This window comes from Spiroplasma endosymbiont of Aspidapion aeneum (assembly GCF_964031045.1).
Lineage (GTDB): Bacteria > Bacillota_I > Bacilli_A > Mycoplasmatales > Mycoplasmataceae.
In genome coordinates, this window is sequence record NZ_OZ034994.1 from 1140147 (window position 1) to 1166830 (window position 26684).

A 26684-nucleotide genomic window follows, 5' to 3' on the forward strand; every position below is an offset into this window, starting at 1 on the left:
TTCCATTTTCCCTCATTCCTATTAATCATTATTATCATCGTCATCATCAATATATGATATATCCATTTCATCAGTATTGATTAATAATGATAAATCATCTAAATAATCATCTGAAATATCACTTGGAGTTGACTCACCAAATACTTCTGATTCATCTCCTTCAAAATATTCAAAATCTACAAATTCGTCACTATCTTCATATCTTTTTATAGGCATTTTTGTTCCATCATTGTAAATCATATTAACGTCAAACCCAAGGCCCATTATTTCTCTTGTAAGAACTTTAAATGATTCTGGAATTCCTGGCTTAGGTATTGGTTTAGACCTAACTATTGATTCATATGTTTTAATTCTACCTTTGATATCGTCTGATTTTATTGTTAATATCTCTCTCAAAGTGTATGCTGCACCATATGCTTCCAATGCTCAAACTTCCATTTCACCAAATCTTTGACCCCCATTTTGAGCCTTACCACCTAATGGTTGTTGAGTAATTAATGAATATGGACCAACATTTCTCGCATGTATTTTGTCATCAACCATATGAGAAAGTTTAAGCATGTACATCACACCAACGGCAATAGGTTTGTCAAATGACTCACCTGTTTGTCCGTCTATTAATTCAACTTTACCATAATCAGACATTCCAGCTTCGCTCATAATATCTAACAATTCTTGCTCATCCACACCCTCAAAAACAGGAGTTGATACCTTAATACCCAATTTTTTAGCAGCCATACCTAAGTGGATTTCTAAAACTTGACCAATATTCATACGTGAAGGTACACCTTGTGGATTTAATAATATGTCAACCGGTGTTCCATCTTTTGTATGTGGCATATCTTCAATTGGGAGTATTTTAGATATGACACCCTTATTTCCATGGCGTCCAGCCATTTTATCTCCTTCTTGAATTTTTCTTTTTTGAACAACATAAACTTTTATTATTTCTAAAATATCAGAGGGCAAATCAAATCCATCTTTTTTGGCAAATCTTTTAATTGATTGAACAATACCATCACCACCGTTAGGAACACGCAAAGAATTGTCCTTTAAGTTTTTAGATTTTTCACCAAAAATAGCTTGTAATAGTTTATCTTCAGCGGATTTTTGAGTTTGTGATTTTGGCGTTACCTTTCCTATTAATATGTCTCCAACTTTAACCTCACTACCGATAGCGACAATTCCTTGTTCATCTAAATTCTTTTTAACAGTTTCTGAAACATTTGGAACTTCACGAGTCACTTCCTCAACACCTTGTTTTGTTTGCCTAACCTCTAATGTATATTCATCAATATTAATTGAAGTAAATACATCTTCAACAACTATTCTTTCAGAAACAATAATTGCATCCTCATAGTTGTACCCATTTCAAGTTGTAAAAGCTACTACAACATTTTGACCAAGAGCCAATTCACCTTTGTCCATTGAAGGACCATCTGCAAGAATTTGTCCCTTTTTGACGCTGTCACCTATTTTAACAATCGGTATATGAGTTAAACTTGTACCACTATTTGATCTTTCAAAAATATTTAAATGTTCTGTTTTTTTACCATCTTTTTTAGTATTTATAACTATTTTTTTTGCATCTACATATTCGATTGTTCCGTCTCATCCTGAAATTATTGCTTGTCCAGAATCTCTTGCAGCCTCATATTCTACCCCTGTTCCAACAATTGGTGAATCAGGGTTTATTAACGGCACAGCTTGTCGTTGCATATTTGCACCCATTAACGCTCTATTTGCGTCGTCGTTTTCTAAAAATGGGATACAAGAGGTTGCTATAGAAACGATTTGTTTTGGAGAAACGTCAACATAGTCAACTTCTTCCGGAGAGACAATAATGTCTCCGCCTTTAAAACGAGCTACAATATTTTTGTCTAGTATTGTACCATCCTCAGCAATATTAATATTTGCCTGCGCAACAACAAAATATTTTTCTTGGTCTGCAGTTAATTTCTCATACTCGTTTTCTATAACTCTACCTTTTTTAACCTTACGATAAGGAGTGACTATAAAACCATATTCATTAACTTCAGCATATGTAGAAAGATTGGAAATTAGACCAATGTTAGGTCCCTCCGGTGTCTCAATTGGACAAATTCTACCATAGTGACTCGGATGGACGTCACGGACGTCAAGAGCCGCTCTATCTCTACTTAATCCCCCAGGACCAAGAGCTGTGATACGTCTTTTATTTGTTAATTCAGCTAATGGATTTGTTTGGTCCATAAATTGTGATAATTGTGAAAGGTTAAAAAATTCACCAATTACAGCTGTTAGTGGTTTATTATTAATTATATTTGATAACCTCATTTTGAAAGGGGAAGAGGTAGTTAATTTTTCTTTAGCATTTTTTTCAATTCTAATCATTCCAATTCGCAATTGATTTTGCAATAATTCTCCCACAGTTCTAACACGTCTATTTCCAAGGTGATCTATATCGTCTTCTTCACCAATCCCATCAACTAAATTCATAGCATAAGATATGGTTGCAAAAATATCGCTATTAGTAAGGTGTTGTTCTGTTATACCGTGGCAAATTGATATAATTGGAATTATGCTTTCATCAGTTTTGTTTAAATTATCAGAGTAGACTAAAATTTTATGAACTTTGGTCTCTTCACCTGGGTAATCTTTATCTAAGATAGTTACACTATTGCTTATTTTATGAACCATTGCTCCAGCTTTTAATGCTTCATCTAAAATGGGAAAATTATCTTTTGTAATTTCTGAACCTTTCTTAAATAATACCTTTCCGTTGACATCCTTAATAGTTTCAGCCAATATTCTTCCAATAATTCTGTCTCTCATGGCAAGTTTTTGATTTAATTTAAATCTACCAGCATTTGTCAAGTCATATTTTCTTTTATCAAAAAATAAGGCAGCAATATAGCGATACGCCCCTTCAGCTGTGGCTGTTTCATCTTGTCTAATTTTTTTATATAGATCTGTTATTGTAGATGAAAAATCTTTATCAAAATCCCCTGATAAATTATCTTGTGTGTATGAGTCAATAACGTTCTTATTATTATTGAATAATTTTATTACATCACCGCTTTTAAATCCGAGAGCTGTTAAAAATTTTGTGAAGTTAACTTTTTTGGATTTATCTATTTTAACTCCAAATCATGTAGATGGTTTTGTTTCAGATATTTTCTTAACATCTATCTCAAATTCTAACCATGTTCCTCTTGATGGAATTATGTCAGCATGGTATTTATTTTCTCTTGTTTTTCTATCAATTTCATGTTTAAAATAACTCCCTGGTGATCTAACCAATTGAGAAACAACAACTTTTTCACTTCCATTTATAATAAAGGTCCCTCGTTTTGTCATCATGGGTATGTCACCAAAAAAAACTTCACCTTGTTTATGAAGATAGGCGCTTACATTAATATATTCAGCAGTCTCATCAATAATTTTAATTTCAATTAATTCAGGTTTTGCTCCTGTAATTTTACTAGTATATTCATATCTCAACGAATTTTTATCCTCAGATTTAAATTTAACCTCATCTCCAACTTGTTCAACCAAATAAGCCTTTACAATTTTCTTTGAATCTGTAATACCTTCAAAATTTTCCTTAAATATTTGGTGGTTTTCCAAATTTATAGACAATGATATATTTGAATATATTGGAGCATCAAAAACCTTAGATTCAGTTTTTGCCTTTTCAGCAGATATTCTTGGTTCCCTGAACTCTCAGTCATCAAGGCTTAGAATTAAATTTTCATCATTTGTAGCAATTGGAAATATCTCATCAAACACTTCTTGAATCCCTTTTTTCTTAAATCAATCAAATGTGTTTAATTGTATGTCAATTAAATTGGGAAGCCTCAGGTCACTTGAAACCTTTGCATAATCATGACGTATAACCTTATTATGCCCAATTTTTTTTATTTTCATTTATTTTCCCCCTCAAAATACAAAGCAATATGTATATAGATTTTAGACAAAAATAATGACTAAGTCAAGCACTTTTGCCTATTTTTTAATAAAAATTTCAAATAGTTTCTATTCATACTATATATAACGCATATATTACAATATTGTTGTGGTTTTAATGTAATAATATCGCACTACAACATGTTTTTACAATATAATATTCTTAATGGGAATCTTCTATTATAAAAAATAATAAAATACAATTAAAACCAAATACTTTAAATAATATTATAATAATTTATCAAAAAATAATTATTTTAAAGATAATAGATGTTTCCCATGTTTCTAATAAAAACGGAGGATAAATGAATAAAATAAAACCTAATATGTTGGATGATTTTTATAATCATGTAAATTATAATTATTTCAAGAAGGCAAAAATACCAAAGGGTCATTCACGATGAGCAAGTTATTATCAATTGAGCGATGAAAATAAAAAAAAGTTAAAGAAATTAATATTTAGCAAAGATAGGATCTATAGTGATGTTGAATTTAATAAAGTATATAATTTTTTCGATTTGGTTCTGAAGAGTAAACCAAAAAAAAATAAAATAGTTAATAGTGTTATGTTAGATTTAAGTAAAATTCTTGATTTAAAAAGCATGGAAGAACTAACAGATGTATATATTCACTACTTTAAAAACCTTTACCAAGGGTTCTTGATATCATTTGGAGTATACCCAGATGCAAAAGATAGTAATAAAAATATTGTTTATCTTGAATCTGATGGTTTATTAATGTCAAACAGAGATTACTATTTTGATGATGATGAACAAACAAAAAAAATACGAACTGCATATTTTAAATACTTAAAAGATATGTTGTCTGTATTTGGGTTATACACTCCTGAAAGGGTTTCAGATACACATGCGATTGAAAAAGCCTTGGCGGAAAATATATTAAAAAACGAAGAATATCGAGATCCCTATGTTACATATAACGTTGTAAAAACTAAGGATATAAAAAATATATCCTCTATTTTTGAGTGAAATAAAATATTTAAAACTTTGGGTATTGATAATCAAAAAGTTGTTTCTATTGCAGAAATTAAATATTTTAATAACTTAGATAAAACATTGAAAAATTTTTCCTTTAAACAAATTAAAAACTATTTAATATCAATGCTTCTTGTTGATATTGCCGGTATGTACGGGTTGCATAAGGTTGGAAAAATTAATTTTGAGTTTTCTAAAGTTTTTACTGGCATTAAAAAACCTAAAAAGAAAAGAGATTCAGCTTATGATATTACAGAATCGCTACTAGGTGATGTGATTGGAAAGATCTTTGTAAAAGAATGATTTTCACAAGAAAAAAAAGATGAAGTATTAAAGATGACAAATCTTATTATCGAAGACTATAAGGAAATGATGAATAATAATAATTGAATGAGCTCAAAGGCAAAGGAAAAAGCAAATACTAAATTAGATAAATTGACAATTAAAATCGGTTTCCCAGATGTTTGAAAAGATTACTCTGAATTAGAAATAAAATCAATTAAGGATGGTGGAACAATATTTAATACTATTTTGTCAGTTTCTAAATGACAATTTGATAAAGCAATTAAGGATTTAAATAAACCCGTTGATAAAGCAAAATGGTTTATGAATGCTCAGACTGTAAATGCGTATTACAATCCAAGTTCTAACGAAATTTGTTTCCCAGCTGGCATACTGCAGCCTCCATTCTATTCTGATGAATTTGATATAGAAAAAAAATATGCCGCTATTGGTTCTGTTATTGGTCATGAAATATCTCATGCATTCGATGACCAAGGGTGTGAATATGATGAAAAAGGCAATCTTTCAAAATGGTGAGATAAAAATGATTATAAAAAATATGCTGAACTTTCAGAAAAGTTAGTACAGCAATTTTCAAATTATGAGATACACGGTTCAAAAGTAAATGGAAGATTAACACTTGGTGAAAATATAGCAGATTTAGTTGGTTTAACCGCTGCGCTTCGTGTTGCTAAGAAACAAAAGAATAATCTAAATTATAAAATGTTTTTTGAATATTTTGCGGAGGCAGAAAGAGTTATCTCTAAAAAGGATGCTCTTTTATCACAAATTAAATCTGATCCTCATTCACCTAGTCAGTTTAGAGTTAATGGTGTTTTGACCAATATACGCGAGTTTCAAGAAACTTATGAAATAACCGAGGAATTTAGTATGTATAGGAAAGCTGAAGATTTAATAAAAATCTTTTAAAAATAAATGTGAAACATATTAATTATTTTTTTGGCAGTATTAATTCTAATTCCTTTTATTATATGATTTTGTTTCAAACTATCTAATTCAATAAACGGGTATAAACCAGAGTTTAAAAATAAAATAATAGCATTTAGTTTTTTAATATGCTATACAATTTTTATTATTACCATAATTATTAAGTTAATATTTTTTTAATAAAGAAGCATAGATTATACTTTTGAATAAGCTTGTCAAGTATACAAAAAGTTTTTTTATAAATTTAATGTCATTTCCTTTCAAAAATGGCATTTTTTTTGTAATTATAAAGGTATACTTGGTATTTAATTACTTTTGATGCTTATTCTTTCACGATTATAATAATATATATTCATCAACAAACACAAAGTCCAAAAATGTTTTTTTATATAATACTTGTTTAGCTCAGTTTTTGATTGAGAAAAAATGTTCTTGAATTAGCTTAATCAATAAAGTTGCCTAGTCTTGATAATAAGATAAATAGGTTTTTTAAAAAAATATCCCAATCTAAATTGAAGTATATTAATAACCATTATCACTATGAATTATTTTTGGTTTACTATTATCGTGATATGTTGAGCTGCCTTTCATGTATCCATATAAAGTTTGTTATCATTTCTTTCAAATCCTTTGTATCCAACAATAAATCCAGTTTTTACACCCTTTAAAATACTAAGGTATACAAATTTATTACTATATTTTATATAAGTAACATCAGTTACTCACAATTCATTTTTTTGGTAAAGATCTCATTGGCTATTAACAATCTTAGTATAACCACTATTACGTTTTTTAATCTCAATTGGTTTTTCAAATCTTTTTTTGACTCTTATCTTTGATTTTAGGCCTAGAATTCTCATATATCTTGCTATTTTAGACTGACTAATTTGCATTGTTCTATTTAAAATTAATTTTATTTGTGGAGAACCATACAAACCATTGTGATAATTAAAAATAATCTGTATTTTTTTAGCCAAGCTTAAATCAAAATCTATTTGACACTCTCTTTTTCCATTTTTAATCCAGCGATAATAAGAAGCTCTTGTTATTTTTACAATTTTGCACAATTCATAAATTTTATGTATATTTTTATATTTTTCAATAAATTTATATTTATTGAAAAATATTTTTTTTGGTGTAAGTTTCTCATCATCTCATCAAACTTTTTTAATATCTCAAGCTTCAACTCTTTCTTTTTAAGTTGTTTATTTAATCTAGCAATTTCAATGTCTTTTGGACCTTTAATAGTTGTTAATTTTATCCTCATGTTTTTAAATTTACCAGTATTATTTTCTAATGCTTTTTCTCCATAAATTTCATAATCCAAACACCATCTTCTCACAGCGTGATATGAGACATCATTTTTCTCAGCTAAAACTCTAAATGTTAAACCCTGATCAAAGTGTTGCTTGACAATTATTAATTTTTGTTCCTTTTTTATAATATTTGCTTGTTCCCTTTTAAATTTGCCATAATAAAAAATCTCCTACACATACAATAATTTTATCTCAAAACTAAACCAATTTTTAGAAATTGCTTTTTGTTTTTTTATTATTGTATACATAAGAGATTGTATTCAAAAAGCCTATACATTGCTTTTTTTATTACCGGTGGGGGTTGTCAGAGTCGGTGGTAATTTCTAACCCTTCTTCTTTTATGGTAACGGATGACCTTGCTTTCTTAATAAAACGCTTGTGTTCTTGTTTATTTTTCTTCATTCTTTGCCGAAATTTTACTCTTTCCTTGTCTTGTCTTGCTTTCTCTTTTTCAAGTAATTGTTGTAACAACTTTTCTTCATAAAATTGTTGTCTATATTCATAGTCGTTCATTAATCTCATCATTTGATTATATTCTTCTGGGTTTGTTTCCTTTAAATTTTCTAAATAAAGTTTATTGTCTAACAGAACAAATGGCAATCATATAAAAATGGCAATTATAAATATTACTATGCTTAAAATAATTGAGCGGTAATCACCCGTTACAACAAAAGCTTGAAGTAATCAAGGCATTGATCAAGGTGCTGAAGTATATGCAACATTTACAAGATGAAGGGGCCCAACTACAACATAACCCACTATCATAGCAAATATTGGGGCAGTTATAAACGGTATAAAGAATACCCCATTTAAAACGATTGGGACCCCAAAAACTACTGTTTCATTAATGTTAAAAGCGGATGGAACAATGCTATATTTAGATATCCGCTTAACATCTTTTCTTTTTGAAAATGCTAGGAGACAAATAAGCAAACATAATGTGCAACCCACACCCCCAATGTTTACATATGAATCAAAAAATGGTTTTGTAAATATCTTTAAATTATTATTGTCTTTAGTATTTAATGAGTTTCCAATATTTCCTTGATTAGTATTATTTATTAAACTATTCCATCATATTGTTTCAAAAATTGAAGCAGTGACATTAGAGCCGTGTATTCCAAAAAATCAAAACAATGAGATTAATATAATATAAGTAAATGCCAAACCAAAATTTCCATTAAATTCACTAATAAAAGATAATGAATGGTTGAAAACATAAAATATTGAAGCTGATAAACCAAAACACGAAGGTGGGATAGAAGTTATTGTGTTAGTAATAGATATGTATAATTCATCATTGCCTGACTTAATATTTGTAAAAATATTATAAATTATACTTATATTATTTATATCTATATTTAACAACGAAAGGTCACCCGAACCCAATAACTCTGGTTTTTTTTGATCAAATATATAAAGGGCAAATATTTTCTTACCGGTAGGTGTGGAAAATTTATCAAAGTCATTTAATCACGCAGAGATTGATTCATTGTTAGTTCCAAAATTATTTATAATATTTTTTCATGCTTGAGAATTGTTCTTTGGCAATATAGTTAGGTCCTCAAGTTGTAAATTGTATTTATTTGCTGCATAGTCCAAAAAATTATCTACATCTATTTTTTTATCATAATAATCTCATATATCAAATTTATTACTTCCATATGATGAACTACGTATTTGAAATGTCTCTGGTCATGCCATAGCTATACCTAAAAAAATCAAATTGATTCCGGAAATAATCAATAATGTTATCGCCATTGGGATAAGATATGATAGATATTTAAATAATAGATTGTCATTATCTGTAGAATTAAATGTAAAAATTTGTTTAGAGGTTAGGTAGCCAAATAATTCAACACTAATAACTCCGGTTATTAGTGCCGAAAATAATCCGTTTACACCCATAAAAAAATTAAGCCGTCCCATGATTGAAATAACAAAACTTGATAATGATACAAACCCTATCATAACTGTATTAGTAGTTTTGTGTTTACCTTTTAGTTCTGATATATAATACCCATATAAAAAAACAAAATAAATTGAAATTATACCTATTGTTGCTGTGTTTATAATGCTAAACACCGACGTTAGTATATGCTGTATTTTATATCATTTTGTATTTTGGTTGGATATAAGCAAATCAACATCATCTCACGAATTACCACATATTCTGCATATTAATCCAATTAATGAAAATCTTTCTTTTGGCGAAGAACCAAATAACAATTGCGAAAGTAACGTTGAAATACTACCAATTATTAAAATTGGCACTAATGTTGTGAATGTTAAGCGCATTGCTTTAAAATGTCTCTTATTCCCTAATTTTTCTAGAGATGTAAAAAATCTTTGGGCCACATGCCAAGTTCTATTTGAATTATTGTAATTTACTTCTTTTTTCTCAATATTTTTCATAAACTCTAAAATTAATTATACTATATTTTATTACAATAAAAATTTATTATCAAATTATTTTACATTTATTTATTGCATTTTAAATTTAAAGCGGGTATAATAATAATGCTATCATACTTAAGAAAGCAACAGGAAATACCTTAATTTGTTGCCGAGGGATGAATATTTATAGATTATATTTTATTGTAATTTATTTTTGATCTAAACCTTGGTTAAACACCCAAGGTTTTATTTGTTTTTGCACTTATTATTAAAAGGAGGAAATAGATGACCAATACAAGACCTTCTCATGCTAAAAAAGCAGAGATTGTAAAAGATATTAGAAATAGAATAGAAAAAAGTCAGGGAGTTGTTATAGCTAAATATACCAATCTTTCTGTACAACAAATAGATAGTTTAAGAAATTATGCTCGTGAGAAAAATGTTTATATTAAGGTTTATAAAGATTCATTATTTGAAAGGGCAATAAATGAACTAAAAATTGAGGGGCTTCATGACTATTTAACAGATCAGAACATATTCTTATTTTCAGAGGAAGATGGGATAACTGCACCAAAATTAGTTGCAGATTTTGCCAAAAAAAATCCAGATCTATTATTAAAAGCGGGAATTTTTGAGGGTCGTATAATGGGAACGGATGAAATAAATGAAATCGCCAATCTTCCTGGAAGAGATGAATTGTACTCAATGTTTGCATCGGCTCTCGTTTACCCATTACGTCAGCTAATGCTTGTAATGAAGGAAGTTGCAAAATCAAAAACAGACTAATGTAAAACAATAAGTATGAAGGGCACACAATAAAAATAAAGAAGGAGATATACTATGGCATTATCAAAAGATGATATTATCAAGGCATTAGAGGAAATGAAATTAACAGAACTAAATGATTTGGTTAAAGCGATAGAGGACCATTTTGGAGTTGTTGCTGTCGCAGCTGTCGCAGCACAAACAGGAGTTGCAGATGCTGCTGCCGGACCATCAGAGGTTAGTGTTTTATTAACAAACCCTGGAGGGAATAAGGTAGCGGTTATTAAGGCTGTAAAAGAAATTACTGGATTAGGATTAATGGATGCTAAAAAATTAGTTGATGGAACATTGCCAGCTACATTAAAAGAAAATGTAAAAGTAGAAGAAGCTGAAACGATGAAAAAATCACTGATGGATTTAGGCGCTTCAATTGATTTAAAATAATATAATTTTATGAAAATTCTATTGGTTGGACAAAAAATAAATTTTGTTCATAAATAGAATTTTTTATTATTTAAAAGAAAAATAAATTTTTTTAAATGTGAATATAATCTCTTATGTATACAATAATAAAAAAACAAAAAGCAATTTCTAAAAATTGGTTTAGTTTTGAGATAAAATTATTGTATATGTAGGAGATTTTTATTATGGCAAATTTAAAAGAAAACAAGTCAAATATTCTAAAAAAGGAACAAAAATTAATAATTGTCAAGCAGCACTTTGATCAGGGTTTAACATTTAGAGTTTTAGCTGAGAAAAATGATGTCTCATATCACACTGTGAGAAGATGGTGTTTGAATTATGAAATTTATGGAGAAAAAGCATTAGAAAATAATACTGGTAAATTTAAAAACATGGGGATAAAATTAACAACTATTAAAGATCCAAAAGACATTGAAATTGCTAGATTAAATAAACAACTTAAAAAGAAAGAGTTGGAGCTTGAGATATTAAAAAAGTTTGATGAGATGATGAGAAACTTACACCAAAAAAAAATATTTTTCAATAAATATGAATTTATTGAAAAATATAAAACTATACATAAAATTTATGAATTGTGCAAAATCGTAAAAATAACAATAGCTTCTTATTATCGCTGGATCAAAAATGGAAAAAGAAAGTATCAAATAGATTTTGATTTAAGCTTGGCTAAAAAAATACAGATTATTTTTAATTATCACAATGGTTTGTATGGTTCTCCACGAATAAAATTCATTTTAAATAGAACAATTCAAATTAGTCAGTCTAAAATAGCAAGATATATGAGAATTCTAGGCCTAAAATCAAAGATAAGAATTAAAAAAGATTTAAAAAATCAATTGAGATTAAAAAACGTAATAGTGGCTATACTAATATTGTTAATAGTCAATGAGACCTTTACCAAAAAAATGAATTGTGAGTAACTGATGTTACCTATATAAAATATAGTAATAAATTTGCATACTTGAGTATTTTAAAGGGTGTAAAAACTGGATTTATTGTTGGATACAAAGTATCTGAAAGAAACGATAACAAACTTTATATGGATACGTGAAAAGAAGCTCAACAATATCACGATAAAAGTAAACCAAAAATCATTCATAGTGATAATGGTTATCAATATACTTCAATTTGAATTAGACGATTTTCTAAAAGAGAAAACTTATTTATCTCATTATCAAGACCGGGTAACTCTATTGATAAGGCTGCAGCAGAAACATTTTTTTCTCAATTAAAAACTGAGTATAAACATGTTTTATATCAAAAAACATTTTCAGATGTTTGTATGATTGTTGATGAATATATACGTTAAAGAATAACTATCAAAAGCAATGGACATACCCCAGCAGATATTTACCTTTCCAAAATAAAATGCCATTTCCAAGAAGAAATGACATTAAATTTATAAAAAACATTTTGTATACTTGACAAAGTATATTCAGTGTACTGAATTACACCTGTTTTTTTTATTTTTACTACTTATATTATAATTTATTTCTTTCATGAAATTTCAATGTTTTATGGACTTTTCAAATCTATTTAAGAAACGATTAAGGTTTTTAAATTTATCTCCAAATAATGATTTTATGAATTTTTGTTTTATTCAACCATATAACTTTTTGCTGGAGAATTGTGTTTGAACCCCTTTTTAGACATTAAATGTGTGATTTGTTTATTACACTTTACAAAGTTAAAAATATTTTCATTTGCAAAATCGCTAACGCGATCTGGTTGAATTATTAATTTTTTATTATTGTTTTTGCGAATGTTGATATATTTTCAAAAACCTTAATTACATTATTACTATTTTCATTCTTATCAAATTTAGAAGCAAGAACTTTCTGGTTTTTTCATATATAAGATATTAAACAATTTAATTTTTTAGATGAGTTTTTATCCTTTAAGAAAATCTTTATGTTTGTTCCATCAAAACTAATTACATTTGGTGTGTTATAAATCATTTTTACTAAATCGTCATTAACAAATTTGTTATGTTTTTTTGATAAATTATGTTTTTTTCTTATTCTGAATGTGGTTTTAAAAACATTTGGGCTTTCATTGGCAATTTTTCTAATTATTTTAATAGAAACATTTTCTTAGAAACCTTAATTCAATTAGAAATACCACTATAACTAATACAAAAATCCTTATATTTTCTAATAAATTCGCTAAAATACCTCTTTGCCCGCAAATATTTCTTACTAAAATATAATGGTAATGTTAGAATCGGAAGATTATTCTTAAATATATCTACAAGGGAAAGAAGATTAAATTTTGCTTTAAATTGTAGTAGGTTGTTCTACTAATATTGAAGTATTTAATTAAATAATTTGTGTTTAAATTAAAATTTGAAAATGCAATATATTTGTGAACATAAGTAATACTTATAAATTTTTTATTTTTGTATGTTAATTTTATCCTTCTTACTCATTTTTATCAAATTCATCATCACCATAATTGTGCAAGAAAGCGTTGACTTTCCAATACTTCATATTTTCCTTTTAATAATAGGTTATCCAGTTATGCTTTGTCTACCCCTTTTTTTAGCCTTTCATTTTCCTTTTTTAATTCTTTTATTTTCTTATTCTGTAATTTTAATTGTCCTTGATCGGCAACATCTTTTAATTCTCTTGCCATGTGTTTATTTTCCTTACAATTTATCTTATCTTTAGAATAACAAAATTTATCTTTCTTTGCTCAAATATATACCAGCTGAGGACCAGACTCTATATTTAGTTCATCTGTTAATTTTTTTGCACTTTCACCATTTTTAAATCTTTCTACCACAATTTTTTTAATATTTTTATCATAATGCTGATTTTTCATTATTTTCTCCTTTATAAAAAACTGGAGGTTTTATTCTCCAGAACACTTAGATTCCCTTACGCTCAGTATATGGGCCAAAAAAACGAAATTATTTTTCATCAAATCACAATCAATATGTTAGGGATGCCATGTCAAGAATAACTATAAAACCCCAAATGTTGTCGAAATTTATGGTACATATTTTAGATTCTATTTAAAAGGCAAAAAGAATATAACAAAAACATGTGCAATAATTTCATATTGTTGAGATAAAAAGAATATTATTTCATGTTCGTTTCAGCCAACAGAAAATTTTGCTAATGTTTTAAAAGTATAAAAAAAGTTAATAATTATGCTAAGAATGAAAATAAAAAAATAATTATTCAATCAGATCGTGGAACTGCGTTTGCAAATAAATCTATTTATGATTATGTTAATAGTTCAAAAAATATATTCCGCTCAATGTCTAATAGTGGTTTTAAACACAACTCTCCGACAGAGAGCTTAAATGGTTGGGTTAAACAAAAGTTTTTTAAATCATTCGGTAGAACATTTAGAGATATGAAACATTTTTCCAATTGTTTCCAAAAATTTGTTAAAAATTGAAATTGAATAAAGGAAATAAATTATAATTTAGAAAGAAAGTAGAACAGTTATTAGATTAACTGGTCTACTTAGAGTCATTTTTTTGTATTAGTAAATATATTAATAATAAAAATTATAAAACTTCACTATAAAAAAATAAGAGTATTTATTTTGTGAGTGTTATCCCAGAAAAAAATAAAATGCCATTTCGTAAAAGAAATAGCATTAAATTTATAAAAAACCTACGTAAGCTTGTCAAACGCTATTCTAAATGTTTTTAAAAGCAACTTTTAGTTTTCCAGAGAGACCTTTATTCCAGGCCCCATAGTAGTTGATACGGTTATATTTTTTATGTAAGTTCCCTTGGCTGATGCTGGCTTAGATTTCTTAATTATATCCAATACAGCTTTATAATTTTCTAATATAGATTCATCTTTAAAGGATACCTTTCCTAAGATTAAGTGAACATTTCCCTCTTTATCAGTTCTATATTCAACTTTTCCTTTTTTTATTTCATCTATTGCCTTTCCAACTTCCATTGTAACAGTTCCAGTTTTAGGATTCGGCATTAAACCTTTTGGTCCTAATATTTTTCCAATCTTACCAAGGCTAGCCATCATTTCAGGTGTTGCAACAATAACATCATAGTCAAACCAGTTTTCATTTTCTATTTTACTAATCATATCTTCCGCTCCAACAAAGTCTGCCCCCGCGTTTTGTGCTTCGGTAGCCTTTGTTTTAGTTAAAACTAATATTTTTTGAGATTTTCCAGTTCCAGCCGGCAACAGGATTGCCCCTCTTAATTGTTGATCTGCATGTCTTGGATCTAGATTTAAATTAAAAGCTATTTCTATCGTTGAATCAAATTTTGTTAATGATGTTTTTTTAATTAGTTCTATGGCATCGGTGATTTGGTATGATTTTTTCTTATCTACAAGCTCATTAGCTTGTTTTAATTTTTTGCTCATTTTTGCCATTATTTATTTTCCTTTTCTGGCATTCCATCAACCTTTATTCCCATATTTCTAGCAGAACCTTCCACTATTCTTATTGCTGCATCAATATTATAAGCATTCAAGTCTTTCATTTTGTACTCTGCAATTTCACGAACCTTATCAACTGATAAGGTTGCCACAAATTCTTTTCCAGGCAGTTTAGCACCCTTTTCAATTCCTGCGGCTTTTTTAAGTAAAAATGCAACTGGGCTTGTCTTCAGTTCAAAATCAAAACTTTTGTCATCATATGCAGTAATTATAACAGGCACCACATCACCAACTCTGTCCTTAGTTGCGTCATTAAATTGTTGTGTGAATTGGGGCATATTTATACCTAGCGAAGCTAATTCTGCCCCAGGTTTTGCTTGCATTGCCATAAACTCTAATTTTGCGATACGTTTAATTTTTTTTGCCACGAAAAACACCTCCTTGTTTCCGTTGTGGTCCTATCGATTTTATAAATCTTCCACAATTAAATTATCTAATAAGATTATATAGTATTCGAAATAATAAATGTTAAATAATTTTAATTATAGATAAATATCCCTCATTTAATGTAGATTAAAAGCATTTGGGATAACTATTTTCTATTGATATTTATATTTCCATATTAAAAATTACACTAAAATACATATTAATAATGTTTGCTTTGCGAATTTTAATTCAGAGAAATTATATATATAATAATTTTATTGGTAATAACTAGAAAATAATTTAGCATAAGGGAAGCTAAGTGTACTGAATTACACTTAGTTTTTTTTCTTTTTACTAATTATATTATAATTTATTTCCTTCATGAAATTTCAGTGTTTTATGAACTTTTCAAATGTATTTAAGAAATGATTAAGATTTTTAAATTTGTCTCCAAATGATTTTATAAATTTTTGTTTAATTCAACCATTTAAGCTTTCTGTTGGAGAGTTGTGTTTGAACCCTTTTTCAGACATTGAATGTGTAATTTTTTTGTTACCCTTTACAAAGTTAAAAATATTTTCATTTGCAAAAGCGCTACCGAGATCTGATTGAATTATTAATTTTTTATTATTGTTGTTTGCGAATGTTGATATATTTTCAAAAACCTTAATTACACTATTACTATTTTCATTCTTATCAAATTTATAAGCAAGAACTTTCTGGCATTCCCAAATATAAGATATTAAACAATTTAATTTTTTGTATGAGTTTTTATCTTCTAAGAAAATCTTCATGTTTGTTCCATCAACACCAATTACATTTGGTGTTTTATAATTCATTTTTACTAAATCATCATTAACAAATTTGTTATGTTTTTTTGATAAATTATGTTTTTTTCTTTTTCTTAATGCGGTTTTAAAAACATTCGGGTTTTCATTGGCAATTTTTCTAATCATTTTAATTGATACATTTTCTTGTTTAGAAACCTTAATTCAATTAGAAATACCACTATAACTAATGCAAAAATCCTTATATTTTCTAATAAATTCGTTAAAATACCTCTTTGCCTGCAAATATTTCTTACTAAAATATAATGGTAATGTTGGAATTGGAAGATTATTCTTAAATATATCTACAGGGGAAAGAAGATTAAATTTTGATTTAAATCTGTAGTAGGTTGTTCTACTAATATTGAAATATTTAATCAAATAATTTGTGTTTAAATTAAAATTTGCTACATATAAATATATTTGTGAACATGAGTAATGTTTATATATTTTTGATTTTTGTATATTAATTTTATCCTTCTTACTCATCCTCATCAAATTCATCATCACCATGGTTGTGCAAGAAGGCATGGACTTTTACAATACTTCATATTTTCCTTTTAATAATAAGTTATCTAGTCATGCTTTGTCTGCTTGTTTTTTAGTCTTTCATTTTCCTTTTTTAATTCTCTTATTTCTTTATTCTGTAATTTTAATCGTCCTTGATCAACAACATCTTTTAATTTTTTTGCCATAATTTTATTCTCCTTACAATTTACCTTATCTTTAGGATAACAAAATTTTTCCTTCTTTGCTCAAATATATACCAGCTGAGGACCAGAATATATATTTAGTTCATCTGCTAACATTTTTGCACTTTCACCATTTTTAAATCTTTCTACCACAATTTTTTTAATATTTTTATCATAATGCTTATTTTTCATTATTATCTCCTTTATAAAAAACTGGAGGTTTTATCCTCCAGTACACTTAGCTTCCCTTATGCTTTTTTATTTGAACTAAAATTTTTACAGAAAATAATTTTTATATTATATCCCAACAAGATTAAAATTTGAAGGGGGGAGTTGAACAAATAACTCTCCACATGTTTATAAATATTTATTATTAATAAAATTTGTTATTAATAAATATTTTAAAATCTTTGTAGAAATCTAAAAGTGAATTAAAGCGATTTTGAAAATGACAAATAAGATTGTTTATTTAACACTCACATTTAGAAGTAAAATTGTGCATTGTAATAAAATTATTTTCTGAATCTTATAATTTAGAGTTCGTGCAAGAGATTATTAAATTTGTATACAATTAAAATATACAATTAAAAAAATAATTTTTTGTAAGAGACTTAGATATGAAGTTTAATGTTGAAGCAACCACTTAAGTTTTTCATAAAAAAACCAATTATATATAAAACAACTTTTATAGTAAATCAAAATATGAAATACCAGAACCAATTTAGTTTTTTCTTAATTTATAAACATATTTTAAAATAAAGTATAATAAATCCCAATTTTTGAAAAAATTATTTGTGCATTTGTGGTTTGCATAAAAAAAATTCTATTTTTTATTAAATTCTATCTGTGTGATTTTTTAAGTCAAATGAATATCTAAAAAAATCAATTAGATATTTTAATTGATAATCACAAATATTATTTTAACTTACTTTTTAGTTAAAATAATATTAATATACTTATTTATTGTAAGAACACTCAAAAAGGATTAAAAATTATATAAAGTGTACGTAATTATATCATTGCATTTTGATTAGATTTTAATTCAAAAGGAGTTATCAATAGTAATCATTCCGGATTTCAATTTGGATTTTTTAATAAATTAAATGTTTTTAAAGCGTTTATCACTTACTGTCGATATACACACATCAAACCTTTTTTAAACTGATTAAGTTTATCAAATTCATATATATTATACAAAATGAAAGGTGTTTGTATTACATAGTTATTGCCGTTACTTGATAACTAATTTCTGACATGATGAATTAATAAGCCTTTTTAGAACAATGCTTTTTATTCTAAGTTTTATTTTTTATTTTTTTGCAAACTTATTTTAATTGTTTATCATTGAGTTTAATTTTTGCAATGTATTCTTCCTAATTCAAGAAGACAATTTTAATTATTCTATATTATTATATTAAAAAATTATATTTGAAATAAGTTTCCATCAGAAATTATGTTATGTTTTTTTATAATTTTGTGAATCTTCATTGTATTTGTGTAATCTGATAATGATTGGTATTTCATATTTTAATTATATTTATTAATAAAAAAACCTTCTACCTATAATGTAAATGTTATTTTCCTGCCCAAGATTATTTTTACTGAATATTTATAATTTATGCCTCTTTTATTGTTTTTATAATAATTGGGTTAAGCGGTTTATCATTTGAGTCTTTTTTTTCAGAGGCGATCTTCAAGGCTATATCAATACTATCTTTGTCAATTAACCTACCAAAGCTTGCATATTGGCCATCAAGAAAAGATGCATCACCAACACAAATAAAAAATTGACTTGTTGCGCTATCATATGCAGGTGTTCTCGCCATAGATAAAACTCCACTCACGTGAGAAAGATTTTTGTTTTTATCCCACCCATTTGCTTCAAATTCGCCTTTAATTGTTTTTAATTTTTCTTTTTCTTCCATGTTTTCATACATTCCTCCACCTTGAATTACAAAACCTTCTATTATTCTATGGAATATTAGATTATCAAAAAAATTATTTTTTATTAGATCAATAAAATTTGAAACAGATATTGGGGCTAATTCTGGATAAAGTTCAGCATTCATCACTCTACCATCGGTTAATTCAATTACTATATTCTTTGCCACTGTTATGAGTTCCCCTCAATATTTTCAAATGGGAGCTCTGTTGGTGTTATTCTTCCTAAAAATTCTATCCCGATAGTAGCTACACCTTTTGTTTCATCAATCTTAATAACTTTTCCAGACGAACCTATAAATGAACCCGCAATTATATTTACAAAATCACCAACGGAAAACTCTGCCTTTTTAATAGATTTACTTGCATTAAGCTTCGTATTCAAAATCATTTTTGAAACTTCCTCTGTTGTTAGAGGAAAGGGCTTGGTACCTTTTCCAGACGAACCTATAAAACCCGTTACTCCAGGAGTGTTCCTTACCATAAATCATGTTTCATCAGTCATAACCATGTTTATAAATAAATATCCCGGGAATTTATTAGCGTTTTTTTTCTTTTTATCTTTTGATGTTACTGTTGTACTACTAACTTTGATATCAAATATTTGGTCTGTTAGATTATTTGTTATAACCTTTTGAGACAAATCGTCTCTAACTTTTTCTTCTAATCCAGTTATACAGTTAACAACAAATCATTGCCCCTTGAAATCTGATAATTTTTCTATTAATTCGCTTTGTTCTAATTGATTAGACATGTTTTTCCTCTTTTCCTTAAATTATTTTTATGTACAAAAATAAAGTTGATATTCCCCAATCTGCAAAATAAAAAATAGCACCAAATATAAGTATAAATACAATAACCCAAAAAAATTTAATTGCAACATCTCTTCTTGAGGCTCATCTTATCTTTTGGACTTCTTTTACCATTTTAATTGGTCATTCCCTAAAATACAATGATGCATTTCTTTTTTTCTTTTCAGTTTTAAACTTTTCATCCTTGATAAGCTTTTCTCTTAGTTTTTTTGACTCGGGATTGTCATCTTTTAGAGAGTTTAACAACTCTTGACCTTTCTTTTGATTTTGATGCTTTCTAATAATTTTTTCTTCTTTTTTACTTTTTATATATGACTCTTTAGCCTTGAGTTTTTCAAATTTAGATCTAAGTTTTTCTTCTCTCGATAATTTAACTTTGGTTTTTATTGTTCTTGCTTTTCGAACCTTTTTTTTCCTTGTTTTTTCATTATCTGGTTTATCATTTATAACATCATCAATAAAATCTGCCATTATCTCGACTCCTTATGTTGTGTATGTTTTTCACAAGTTTTACAAAACTTATTTAAAATAAGTCTCTCCTTATGAGCTAAAGAACTTTTTGTTTTTTTATAGTTTCGTGAGAAACAAATAGAACAAATTAACAGTACTTTAGAATTTTGTTTTGTTTTATCCACGTGTTTCCTTGCAAATTTTTCAATTAAAAAGTAGGCAAAAGCCTACTTAATTATTATATATTATTTTATCTATTAAATTAAATTATTTTTTAGAAAAAGTGTTAATTTTTCTCAACAATTATAGACATTTTTTCTAGTACTAATTTTTGATTCATATATCTCTTTTCTTGTAAAGCCTTTAATGATTTTTCTATATACAATTTTATCACGCTCTTCTTGCGAATTAATAAATTGATTAATGTAAGAATTTTTGTATATTTCTGATTCATTTGCTCATATACATTGATCTTCAAGAATATCATAATAACGCTCACTAAATTTATTTTTGTATTTATTAATAATTTCTCTATTATATTTTCTATAAATGTTAAGAATGTTATTTTGTAAAATTTTAGATACATATGTAGATATATGGCATTTTCCCGGCTTTCAAGATTTTTGTGCCTTGATTATTGATTCATATAAAGTTAATAAAATATCACTTTTTTCAAAAGGGAAACCTCTTGTTTTACAAGTAAATTCAAATTTATCTGCATGATATTTTGAAATTTTAAATAGTTTTTCTTTTTCATCTTCATTTATATTATGGCTATATGCCTCTGATATGAGTATTTTTAATGTGTCATTAAATGTGTTCATTTTGCTTTTTATTTAAATTATAAAATATGATACCAGCTGCCACTGATGCGTTTAGAGAGTCAATACCATTCTTTTTGGTATTGATTGTAAACAAAATATCGCTTATCTTTGCAATATTATTTGAGACGCCATCACCTTCATTTCCGATGACAACAACTGATTTGTTGTCTCAACTTATGGATTCCAAATCTTGCGAATTGTTTCCTAAATATGAACAATATATTCAGTATCCATTTTTTTTTAATTGGTTGATTGCATTTTTAATATTTGAAACTCTGTATATGTCTATTAAAAAAGCTGCTCCGGATGAAGAATTTATTACAACCTCTGATATTGGTGCCTGATTTCGATTTAATACAATTATTCCATCAAAATTAAATAGGTATGCACTCCTAATTATGGCACCAAAGTTGTGTGGGTCTTGGATTTTGTCTAAAATAAGTAACTTGGATTTTTTTGAATTAAGTTTTACTATATCGCTAAAATCTGAATATGATACTTCAGATATCTCAGCAGCAATTTTTGCCTTGCCATTTTTTATTAAATTTAAAAAATCCTTTCTTTCTATATTTTCAACTATAATATTATTGCTTTTAATTGCTTTATAAATTTTATCATCAAAAATAAATTTATCACATAAGAAAATTCGCTTAATTAAAAAGGGTTTATTTAGAATGAGAACTTCTATTGCATTTTTACTTTTTAGCAAAAACATGTTAAAATATCCCTTTATCTATTAGAATATTCCTTATTCTATCTGCTTCACTATAGTTTTTATCTTTTAAAGCTTGTTTTCAAATACTTAGAAGATTTTTATCTTCCTTAACAAGCTCTTTTATTTTACTACAAAATCCAAGTTTTTTCAATATATTTTTATAAAAATTTAAAACATTTTTATTTATTTTTCCAATCTTTAAATTATAATTTATACTTTTGTAAACTTCATCAATAATGGTAACTATCATTGGCAAATTGAGGTCATCCTCAAAATAATTTATAATTTTTGAATTTCATAAACCTATTTTGTCACTTGTGCAACCTTCACTAACCACTTCCTCTAAATATACTTTTCAATTCAACGTTTTAATTAACTTTTCATGTTTCTCAATTCATTTTTTCGATGCATCAATAACATCCTTAGAAATATTTAAAGGGCTCTTATAATTTGTGTTAAAAAATAAAAATCTAAGGGTTTCAACCCCATATTCCAAAATAAAATCTTGTATTGTTAATGTGTTATTAAGAGATTTTGACATTTTAAATCCGTTAACTGATAGATGTCCATTATAAACTCATATCCTTGACAATTCGATATTATTTTTAGCATAAAATTGAATTCTTTCATTTTCATTATGAGGAAATTTGAGGTCTATTCCACCTATATGAATATCAATTGTATCATTAAAATATAAATCATTAAAAACTGAACATTCAGTGTGTCATCCTGGCCTCCCATACCCTCATGGTGATTTATATTTTATACCTTCTTTAGTATTCTTTCATAATGCAAAATCTAATATGTTAGTTTTCTGATTTAAACCTTCATTTTTATTACCGGGTATTAACATATTTAATGTTTGATTTGATAGCCTTCCATATTCTTTTTCAAAATTTTTAATATTGAAATAAACATTACCATCATTGGTATATGCTGCACCTTTATTAATTAGTTGTTGGATAAATTCAATTATTTCTGGTACATGATCAGTTACCTTTATTATATTATTTGGCTTAATAACTTTTAACGAATTCAAATCATTGATAAAATATTTTGTAAATTTTTCACTAATTATATTCTCACTTACGTTTTCGTCTAGAGCTCTTTTAATTATTTTGTCATCTATATCTGTGACATTAATTAAAAAATTATATTTAATATCAACTAATTCCAGATATCTCAAAATAAAGTCGGCGAGAAATATTGGCCTTGCATTGCCAATGTGAATATAATCATAAACAGTTGGACCACACATATAAATATTAATATTTTTTTTATCTATAAGTTTTATATTTTTTTTAGATAAAGCATCAAACAATTGTAACATTAATTAACTCTTATCAATCTCTTTTTACAAGAGGGTTAACTATATCATATGTGGTTTTTAAGATTGCAACATTTAAAATCACTTTAATTGGCACTTGAATTAATCTAGCAATAACTATAGAAATATAACCAACTTCTCCTATACCAAAATTGGCAGCATCGCCTCACGGTGTAATAATAACAACAACTAAAAATTCTTCAACACTTGCAAACAAAATAATTGGGAGGAGAGTGTTGAGTTGAGTTTTTTTGCCCTTTGTTAAATAATATATAGCCCATGACCATATAATAAAAACACAAATAGATACTACCAACAAGAATATAGAGGAATAAGTATTTGAGGACATTTTTATACCAAAAACACTAACATCCTTATTATACACCTTGATTAAGTATCACATAAAAAATGCAAAAACAAAAAGAAACAAATTTATAAGTACAAAAATTATTAGGTTACTACCTTTTGATATCTTAATAAAACTAGAACCCAATCCTGAAATAAATCCGAATGCAATTATTGTTACTAAGAAGGCCGGGTGAAGATATGATGGCACAAAAAGAACCATAAAAAATTCAGTTACAAGTCCACATAAAAAACCAACTATAGGGCCAAAAATAAATCCAGTTATTTTTACCATCAAACCTTCAAAAATAATGCGAATAGAGGGAATAACAGTTAGAGGTACTATTTGAGAAACAAGAATAGTAACACTGACACTGACAGCTATCATCATCGTAATATATGTAATATTTTTTGTGGTGAATCTAATACCGTGATATCTCTCTCTTAAAATATAAAAACTTAAGGTGTTGTATAAAATATAACATGATAATGCTGCACCTATGATAAATGAAGCAGCATATGCAAGATTATTTCCAACTAACATACTTTTTAGTAAGTGTTCCATTTATTTTTCCTCGTAATTAATATAACTATATTTTACCTTGTTTATAATTAACATTATATTTTTTTACCTTTTTTTTGTTCTTTTCTAAGTCGTTTATCCTCTTTTTTTTGTTCCTTAGGAGAGAGAATTTTTAATTTACCAGATAAAATTGCTTTCTCAATATCTGCATCTTCTATTGCATCCGCTCTAGGTGTGGAAAAAATGTCATCCTCTTCTTTTATAGGGCCCAAGTCTATAACATCTCCCCTATCTTGAGTTTGAACAATATTTTGCTCACTTAGAAAAGATTTTGTAACTTCAGACGTGTTATTAGACTCATCATTATTATCAGATTTACCATCTTTATCTAAAAAATCCTTATAAATATTTGATAAATCAACGCTATTACTTTCGGAAGAATCGATTGTAGCATTATCTAAAATAAATTTTGGTTTATTAGGATCGGTGGAGGGCGCAACTACCGTCACCATTTCTGAATTATTAAATGAGTTAATCCCCTCTTCTTGTATTTTATCCAAATATATAGACTCACTTGTCTCTTCTATTTTCTTTTGATAATTATTTGATATGCTACCAATTTCCTTAGTAAAGGTAAGATCTTTTACAAGTTCGGTTTTACCATCAAATTTATCATAGCTTGCCGCTTCTCCAAGACTATTATCATCATAGTTATTAATTAGTGAGGGTTTTTCAATTATATTTCAATATTCAGGTTTAGGTGAACTAAATTTTTTCATTGTTAATTCCATAAAATCATCATCAACAGGCTTTGAGTCAAGTGTTTTACTATCTCATTTGCCAGACTCAAAATCGCTTTCTGGTATTACATCGTCAAAATAGTTTGTTGTACTTGAATCACTACTCTCAAAATCTTCATCAAAATCTTCGCCTGAATTTAGATCTTGATCATTTTCGAAATCTTCATCAAAATCTTCATCTTTATTGTCGAAATTTTTTGTTCCTAAAATTGCCCTATTTATAAAGTCTTCTCCCTTTTGGCTTAAAAATAATTTATTACTTATTATTTCCTTTTGCTCCTGGAACATTTTTGCATAAAGAGTTTGTATAAAAGTTTGTGCATCATTTTCAGAAATAAACGTTGCAATTATTCTTTCTGTATTGATGTCAACAACTTGATATAACCTATTGTTGACTGTTATTGTATAAGTTGACATCCTATACACCCCCACGTGACATGATTAACTAAATTTTCTATTTATTTTCTTGTATAACACTATCAACTGAAATTTTAATATTTTTTAATACACCCGCATTATTATCGTAAGCATCATTTTCACCATCAAATGTATATGATGTAGGAATTAAAAGTAAATTTTTTGCTGACGTAAATACCCCAAATTTTTCTAATAAATTACTTATTAAAAATGTCGCAGTGTAGGTTTTTTTCTCGTTTGTAATTGTAACCTCAAATCTATAGGTTGGGGACGGTTTATAGTATATTACAGTATCATCTAGACTTGTTTTATCACCTTTTTTAGTATAAAAGATAAGCTTGCTTGTGTCTATATTTTCATACATAATATTATTAGTGTTCTCAATAATTTGATATTTCTGAGGTGTATCTTTTCAAGACCCAATTAGCATCATATTTTTGTTAAAATTAGTTTTTCACGTTGCAATATCTGGATCTTTATCACTTTTAGTGTCTAGGTTTGCAAAGTCATCAATTTTTCCTGAGTCTGGGATAATAATATTATTATCTTTATCTTTATCTATAGCAAAAGTCTTAAATTTGTTTACGTATGATCCTTTTGGGTCCGAGGGTTTATATGTGTTATAATAGGAATAGTTACTATCTGCTAAATTATAGTTAACGGCGGATATAAAAGTGTTTGAATTTTCACTGCCATTTAGTAAATTATAAAAATCATTTCAATTTTCAGTATTTGTTGAATTTTTTAGACCTTCCACACTGTATTGGTATAGTGCACTTTCTCCAAAATAGTTTAATGCATTGTCATTATCTTTTTTTGATGTATATTTATCCTTTGTATATGTTAGAAGTTCCAGAACTTCCTGTGTAAGCGATGGTAATGTTGTTCCGGTTGTTGAAAAATTTTCAACATCATCTTCGATTTTACCTCTATCATTATTAATTTGTGTATAAATTTTTAATTGATTAGACTGAGGAACTATTCTACATGAAAATACATTAGACGCAGATGCACCCAATGTTGCTGATAACATTAAACCAAGTATTTTTTTCTTCACATAAACCTCATTATCTTATAAAAT

At 27.2% G+C, this 26684-nt stretch carries 25 protein-coding genes and 1 other annotated feature; of the genes, 5 read left to right on the plus strand and 20 right to left on the minus strand.

Features of this window, described 5'->3' with window-relative positions; genetic code table 4:
• Nucleotides 1-21 precede the first annotated feature (21 nt).
• Nucleotides 22-3909: a DNA-directed RNA polymerase subunit beta gene (locus tag AAHM97_RS04995; protein WP_342268849.1), complete on the minus strand. Its 3888-nt coding sequence runs from the start codon at nt 3907-3909 to the stop codon at nt 22-24.
• A gap of 344 nt (nt 3910-4253) precedes the next feature.
• On the opposite strand from AAHM97_RS04995, the gene AAHM97_RS05000 reads away from it, so the two are divergent.
• Nucleotides 4254-6155: a M13 family metallopeptidase gene (locus AAHM97_RS05000; protein WP_342268850.1), complete on the plus strand. Its 1902-nt coding sequence runs from the start codon at nt 4254-4256 to the stop codon at nt 6153-6155.
• Nucleotides 6156-6718: 563 nt separating this feature from the next.
• Here the strand turns inward: AAHM97_RS05000 and AAHM97_RS05005 are convergent.
• The 3 genes from AAHM97_RS05005 to AAHM97_RS05015 all read right to left on the minus strand — a co-directional run bounded on the left by AAHM97_RS05005 (nt 6719) and on the right by AAHM97_RS05015 (nt 9904).
• Complete coding sequence (locus AAHM97_RS05005; protein WP_342268851.1) at nt 6719-7240, minus strand: IS3 family transposase; 522 nt, start codon at nt 7238-7240, stop codon at nt 6719-6721.
• Nucleotides 7225-7656, minus strand: a complete 432-nt coding sequence (locus AAHM97_RS05010; RefSeq protein ID WP_342269441.1) for a transposase — start codon at nt 7654-7656, stop codon at nt 7225-7227. The genes AAHM97_RS05005 and AAHM97_RS05010 overlap by 16 nt, the downstream gene beginning before the upstream one ends.
• A gap of 121 nt (nt 7657-7777) precedes the next feature.
• Nucleotides 7778-9904, minus strand: a complete 2127-nt coding sequence (locus AAHM97_RS05015) for a PTS transporter subunit EIIC (protein WP_342268852.1) — start codon at nt 9902-9904, stop codon at nt 7778-7780.
• 98 nt (nt 9905-10002) lie between these two features.
• Nucleotides 10003-10146: a sequence feature (ribosomal protein L10 leader region), on the plus strand.
• Nucleotides 10147-10171: 25 nt separating this feature from the next.
• Between AAHM97_RS05015 and rplJ the strand changes: the two genes are divergently transcribed.
• The 4 genes from rplJ (at nt 10172) to AAHM97_RS05035 (ending at nt 12443) form a co-directional block, all read left to right on the plus strand.
• A complete protein-coding gene (gene rplJ, locus AAHM97_RS05020; protein ID WP_342268853.1) occupies nt 10172-10672 on the plus strand; it encodes a 50S ribosomal protein L10 in 501 nt (166 codons plus the stop codon).
• Nucleotides 10673-10726: 54 nt separating this feature from the next.
• Entirely contained in the window at nt 10727-11095 is a 369-nt protein-coding gene (gene rplL, locus AAHM97_RS05025; RefSeq protein WP_342268854.1) for a 50S ribosomal protein L7/L12, read from the plus strand.
• 203 nt (nt 11096-11298) lie between these two features.
• On the plus strand, nt 11299-12054 hold the full coding sequence (locus AAHM97_RS05030; RefSeq protein WP_342268855.1) for an IS3 family transposase: 756 nt from the start codon (nt 11299-11301) through the stop codon (nt 12052-12054).
• Nucleotides 12045-12443 carry a DDE-type integrase/transposase/recombinase gene (locus AAHM97_RS05035; protein ID WP_342268856.1) on the plus strand — a complete coding sequence of 133 codons (399 nt, stop codon included), beginning with the start codon at nt 12045-12047 and terminating at the stop codon, nt 12441-12443. Before AAHM97_RS05030 ends, AAHM97_RS05035 begins: the two co-directional genes overlap by 10 nt.
• A gap of 427 nt (nt 12444-12870) precedes the next feature.
• Here the strand turns inward: AAHM97_RS05035 and AAHM97_RS05040 are convergent, their stop codons facing one another.
• From AAHM97_RS05040 to AAHM97_RS05115, 16 genes are all read right to left on the minus strand, one after another.
• Nucleotides 12871-13092 carry a hypothetical protein gene (locus tag AAHM97_RS05040; protein WP_342268857.1) on the minus strand — a complete coding sequence of 74 codons (222 nt, stop codon included), beginning with the start codon at nt 13090-13092 and terminating at the stop codon, nt 12871-12873.
• A gap of 559 nt (nt 13093-13651) precedes the next feature.
• Nucleotides 13652-13957 (minus strand): hypothetical protein, encoded by a 306-nt coding sequence (locus AAHM97_RS05045; RefSeq protein WP_342268858.1) that lies wholly within the window; start codon nt 13955-13957, stop codon nt 13652-13654.
• Between the two features lie 854 nt (nt 13958-14811).
• Nucleotides 14812-15498, minus strand: coding sequence for a 50S ribosomal protein L1 (gene rplA / locus AAHM97_RS05050; RefSeq protein ID WP_342268859.1), 687 nt, complete (start codon nt 15496-15498; stop codon nt 14812-14814).
• The gene (gene rplK, locus AAHM97_RS05055; protein WP_342268860.1) at nt 15498-15932 is read right to left on the minus strand and encodes a 50S ribosomal protein L11; all 435 of its coding nucleotides are present in this window, start codon (nt 15930-15932) and stop codon (nt 15498-15500) included. Before rplK ends, rplA begins: the two co-directional genes overlap by 1 nt.
• Before the next feature lie 333 nt (nt 15933-16265).
• Nucleotides 16266-17246, minus strand: a complete 981-nt coding sequence (locus AAHM97_RS05060; protein WP_342268861.1) for a hypothetical protein — start codon at nt 17244-17246, stop codon at nt 16266-16268.
• Nucleotides 17247-17332: 86 nt separating this feature from the next.
• Entirely contained in the window at nt 17333-17641 is a 309-nt protein-coding gene (locus AAHM97_RS05065) for a hypothetical protein (protein ID WP_342268862.1), read from the minus strand.
• 1424 nt (nt 17642-19065) lie between these two features.
• The gene (locus AAHM97_RS05070; protein ID WP_342268863.1) at nt 19066-19560 is read right to left on the minus strand and encodes a peptidylprolyl isomerase; all 495 of its coding nucleotides are present in this window, start codon (nt 19558-19560) and stop codon (nt 19066-19068) included.
• A gap of 2 nt (nt 19561-19562) precedes the next feature.
• Nucleotides 19563-20144 carry a transcription termination/antitermination protein NusG gene (nusG, locus tag AAHM97_RS05075; protein ID WP_342268864.1) on the minus strand — a complete coding sequence of 194 codons (582 nt, stop codon included), beginning with the start codon at nt 20142-20144 and terminating at the stop codon, nt 19563-19565.
• A gap of 16 nt (nt 20145-20160) precedes the next feature.
• Nucleotides 20161-20673, minus strand: a complete 513-nt coding sequence (secE, locus tag AAHM97_RS05080) for a preprotein translocase subunit SecE (RefSeq protein ID WP_342268865.1) — start codon at nt 20671-20673, stop codon at nt 20161-20163.
• Entirely contained in the window at nt 20673-20837 is a 165-nt protein-coding gene (gene rpmG, locus AAHM97_RS05085; protein WP_342268866.1) for a 50S ribosomal protein L33, read from the minus strand. The genes secE and rpmG overlap by 1 nt, the downstream gene beginning before the upstream one ends.
• A 72-nt stretch (nt 20838-20909) precedes the next feature.
• The gene (locus AAHM97_RS05090; protein WP_342268867.1) at nt 20910-21476 is read right to left on the minus strand and encodes a hypothetical protein; all 567 of its coding nucleotides are present in this window, start codon (nt 21474-21476) and stop codon (nt 20910-20912) included.
• Complete coding sequence (gene rlmB / locus AAHM97_RS05095; RefSeq protein ID WP_342268868.1) at nt 21463-22191, minus strand: 23S rRNA (guanosine(2251)-2'-O)-methyltransferase RlmB; 729 nt, start codon at nt 22189-22191, stop codon at nt 21463-21465. The genes AAHM97_RS05090 and rlmB overlap by 14 nt, the downstream gene beginning before the upstream one ends.
• Before the next feature lies 1 nt (nt 22192).
• Nucleotides 22193-23521 carry a cysteine--tRNA ligase gene (cysS, locus tag AAHM97_RS05100; RefSeq protein ID WP_342268869.1) on the minus strand — a complete coding sequence of 443 codons (1329 nt, stop codon included), beginning with the start codon at nt 23519-23521 and terminating at the stop codon, nt 22193-22195.
• A 10-nt stretch (nt 23522-23531) separates the two neighbouring features.
• Nucleotides 23532-24428 (minus strand): hypothetical protein, encoded by an 897-nt coding sequence (locus AAHM97_RS05105; protein ID WP_342268870.1) that lies wholly within the window; start codon nt 24426-24428, stop codon nt 23532-23534.
• A gap of 53 nt (nt 24429-24481) precedes the next feature.
• On the minus strand, nt 24482-25603 hold the full coding sequence (locus tag AAHM97_RS05110) for a hypothetical protein (RefSeq protein WP_342268871.1): 1122 nt from the start codon (nt 25601-25603) through the stop codon (nt 24482-24484).
• A 37-nt stretch (nt 25604-25640) separates the two neighbouring features.
• Complete coding sequence (locus tag AAHM97_RS05115; protein WP_342268872.1) at nt 25641-26660, minus strand: hypothetical protein; 1020 nt, start codon at nt 26658-26660, stop codon at nt 25641-25643.
• Between the last annotated feature and the right edge of the window lie 24 nt (nt 26661-26684).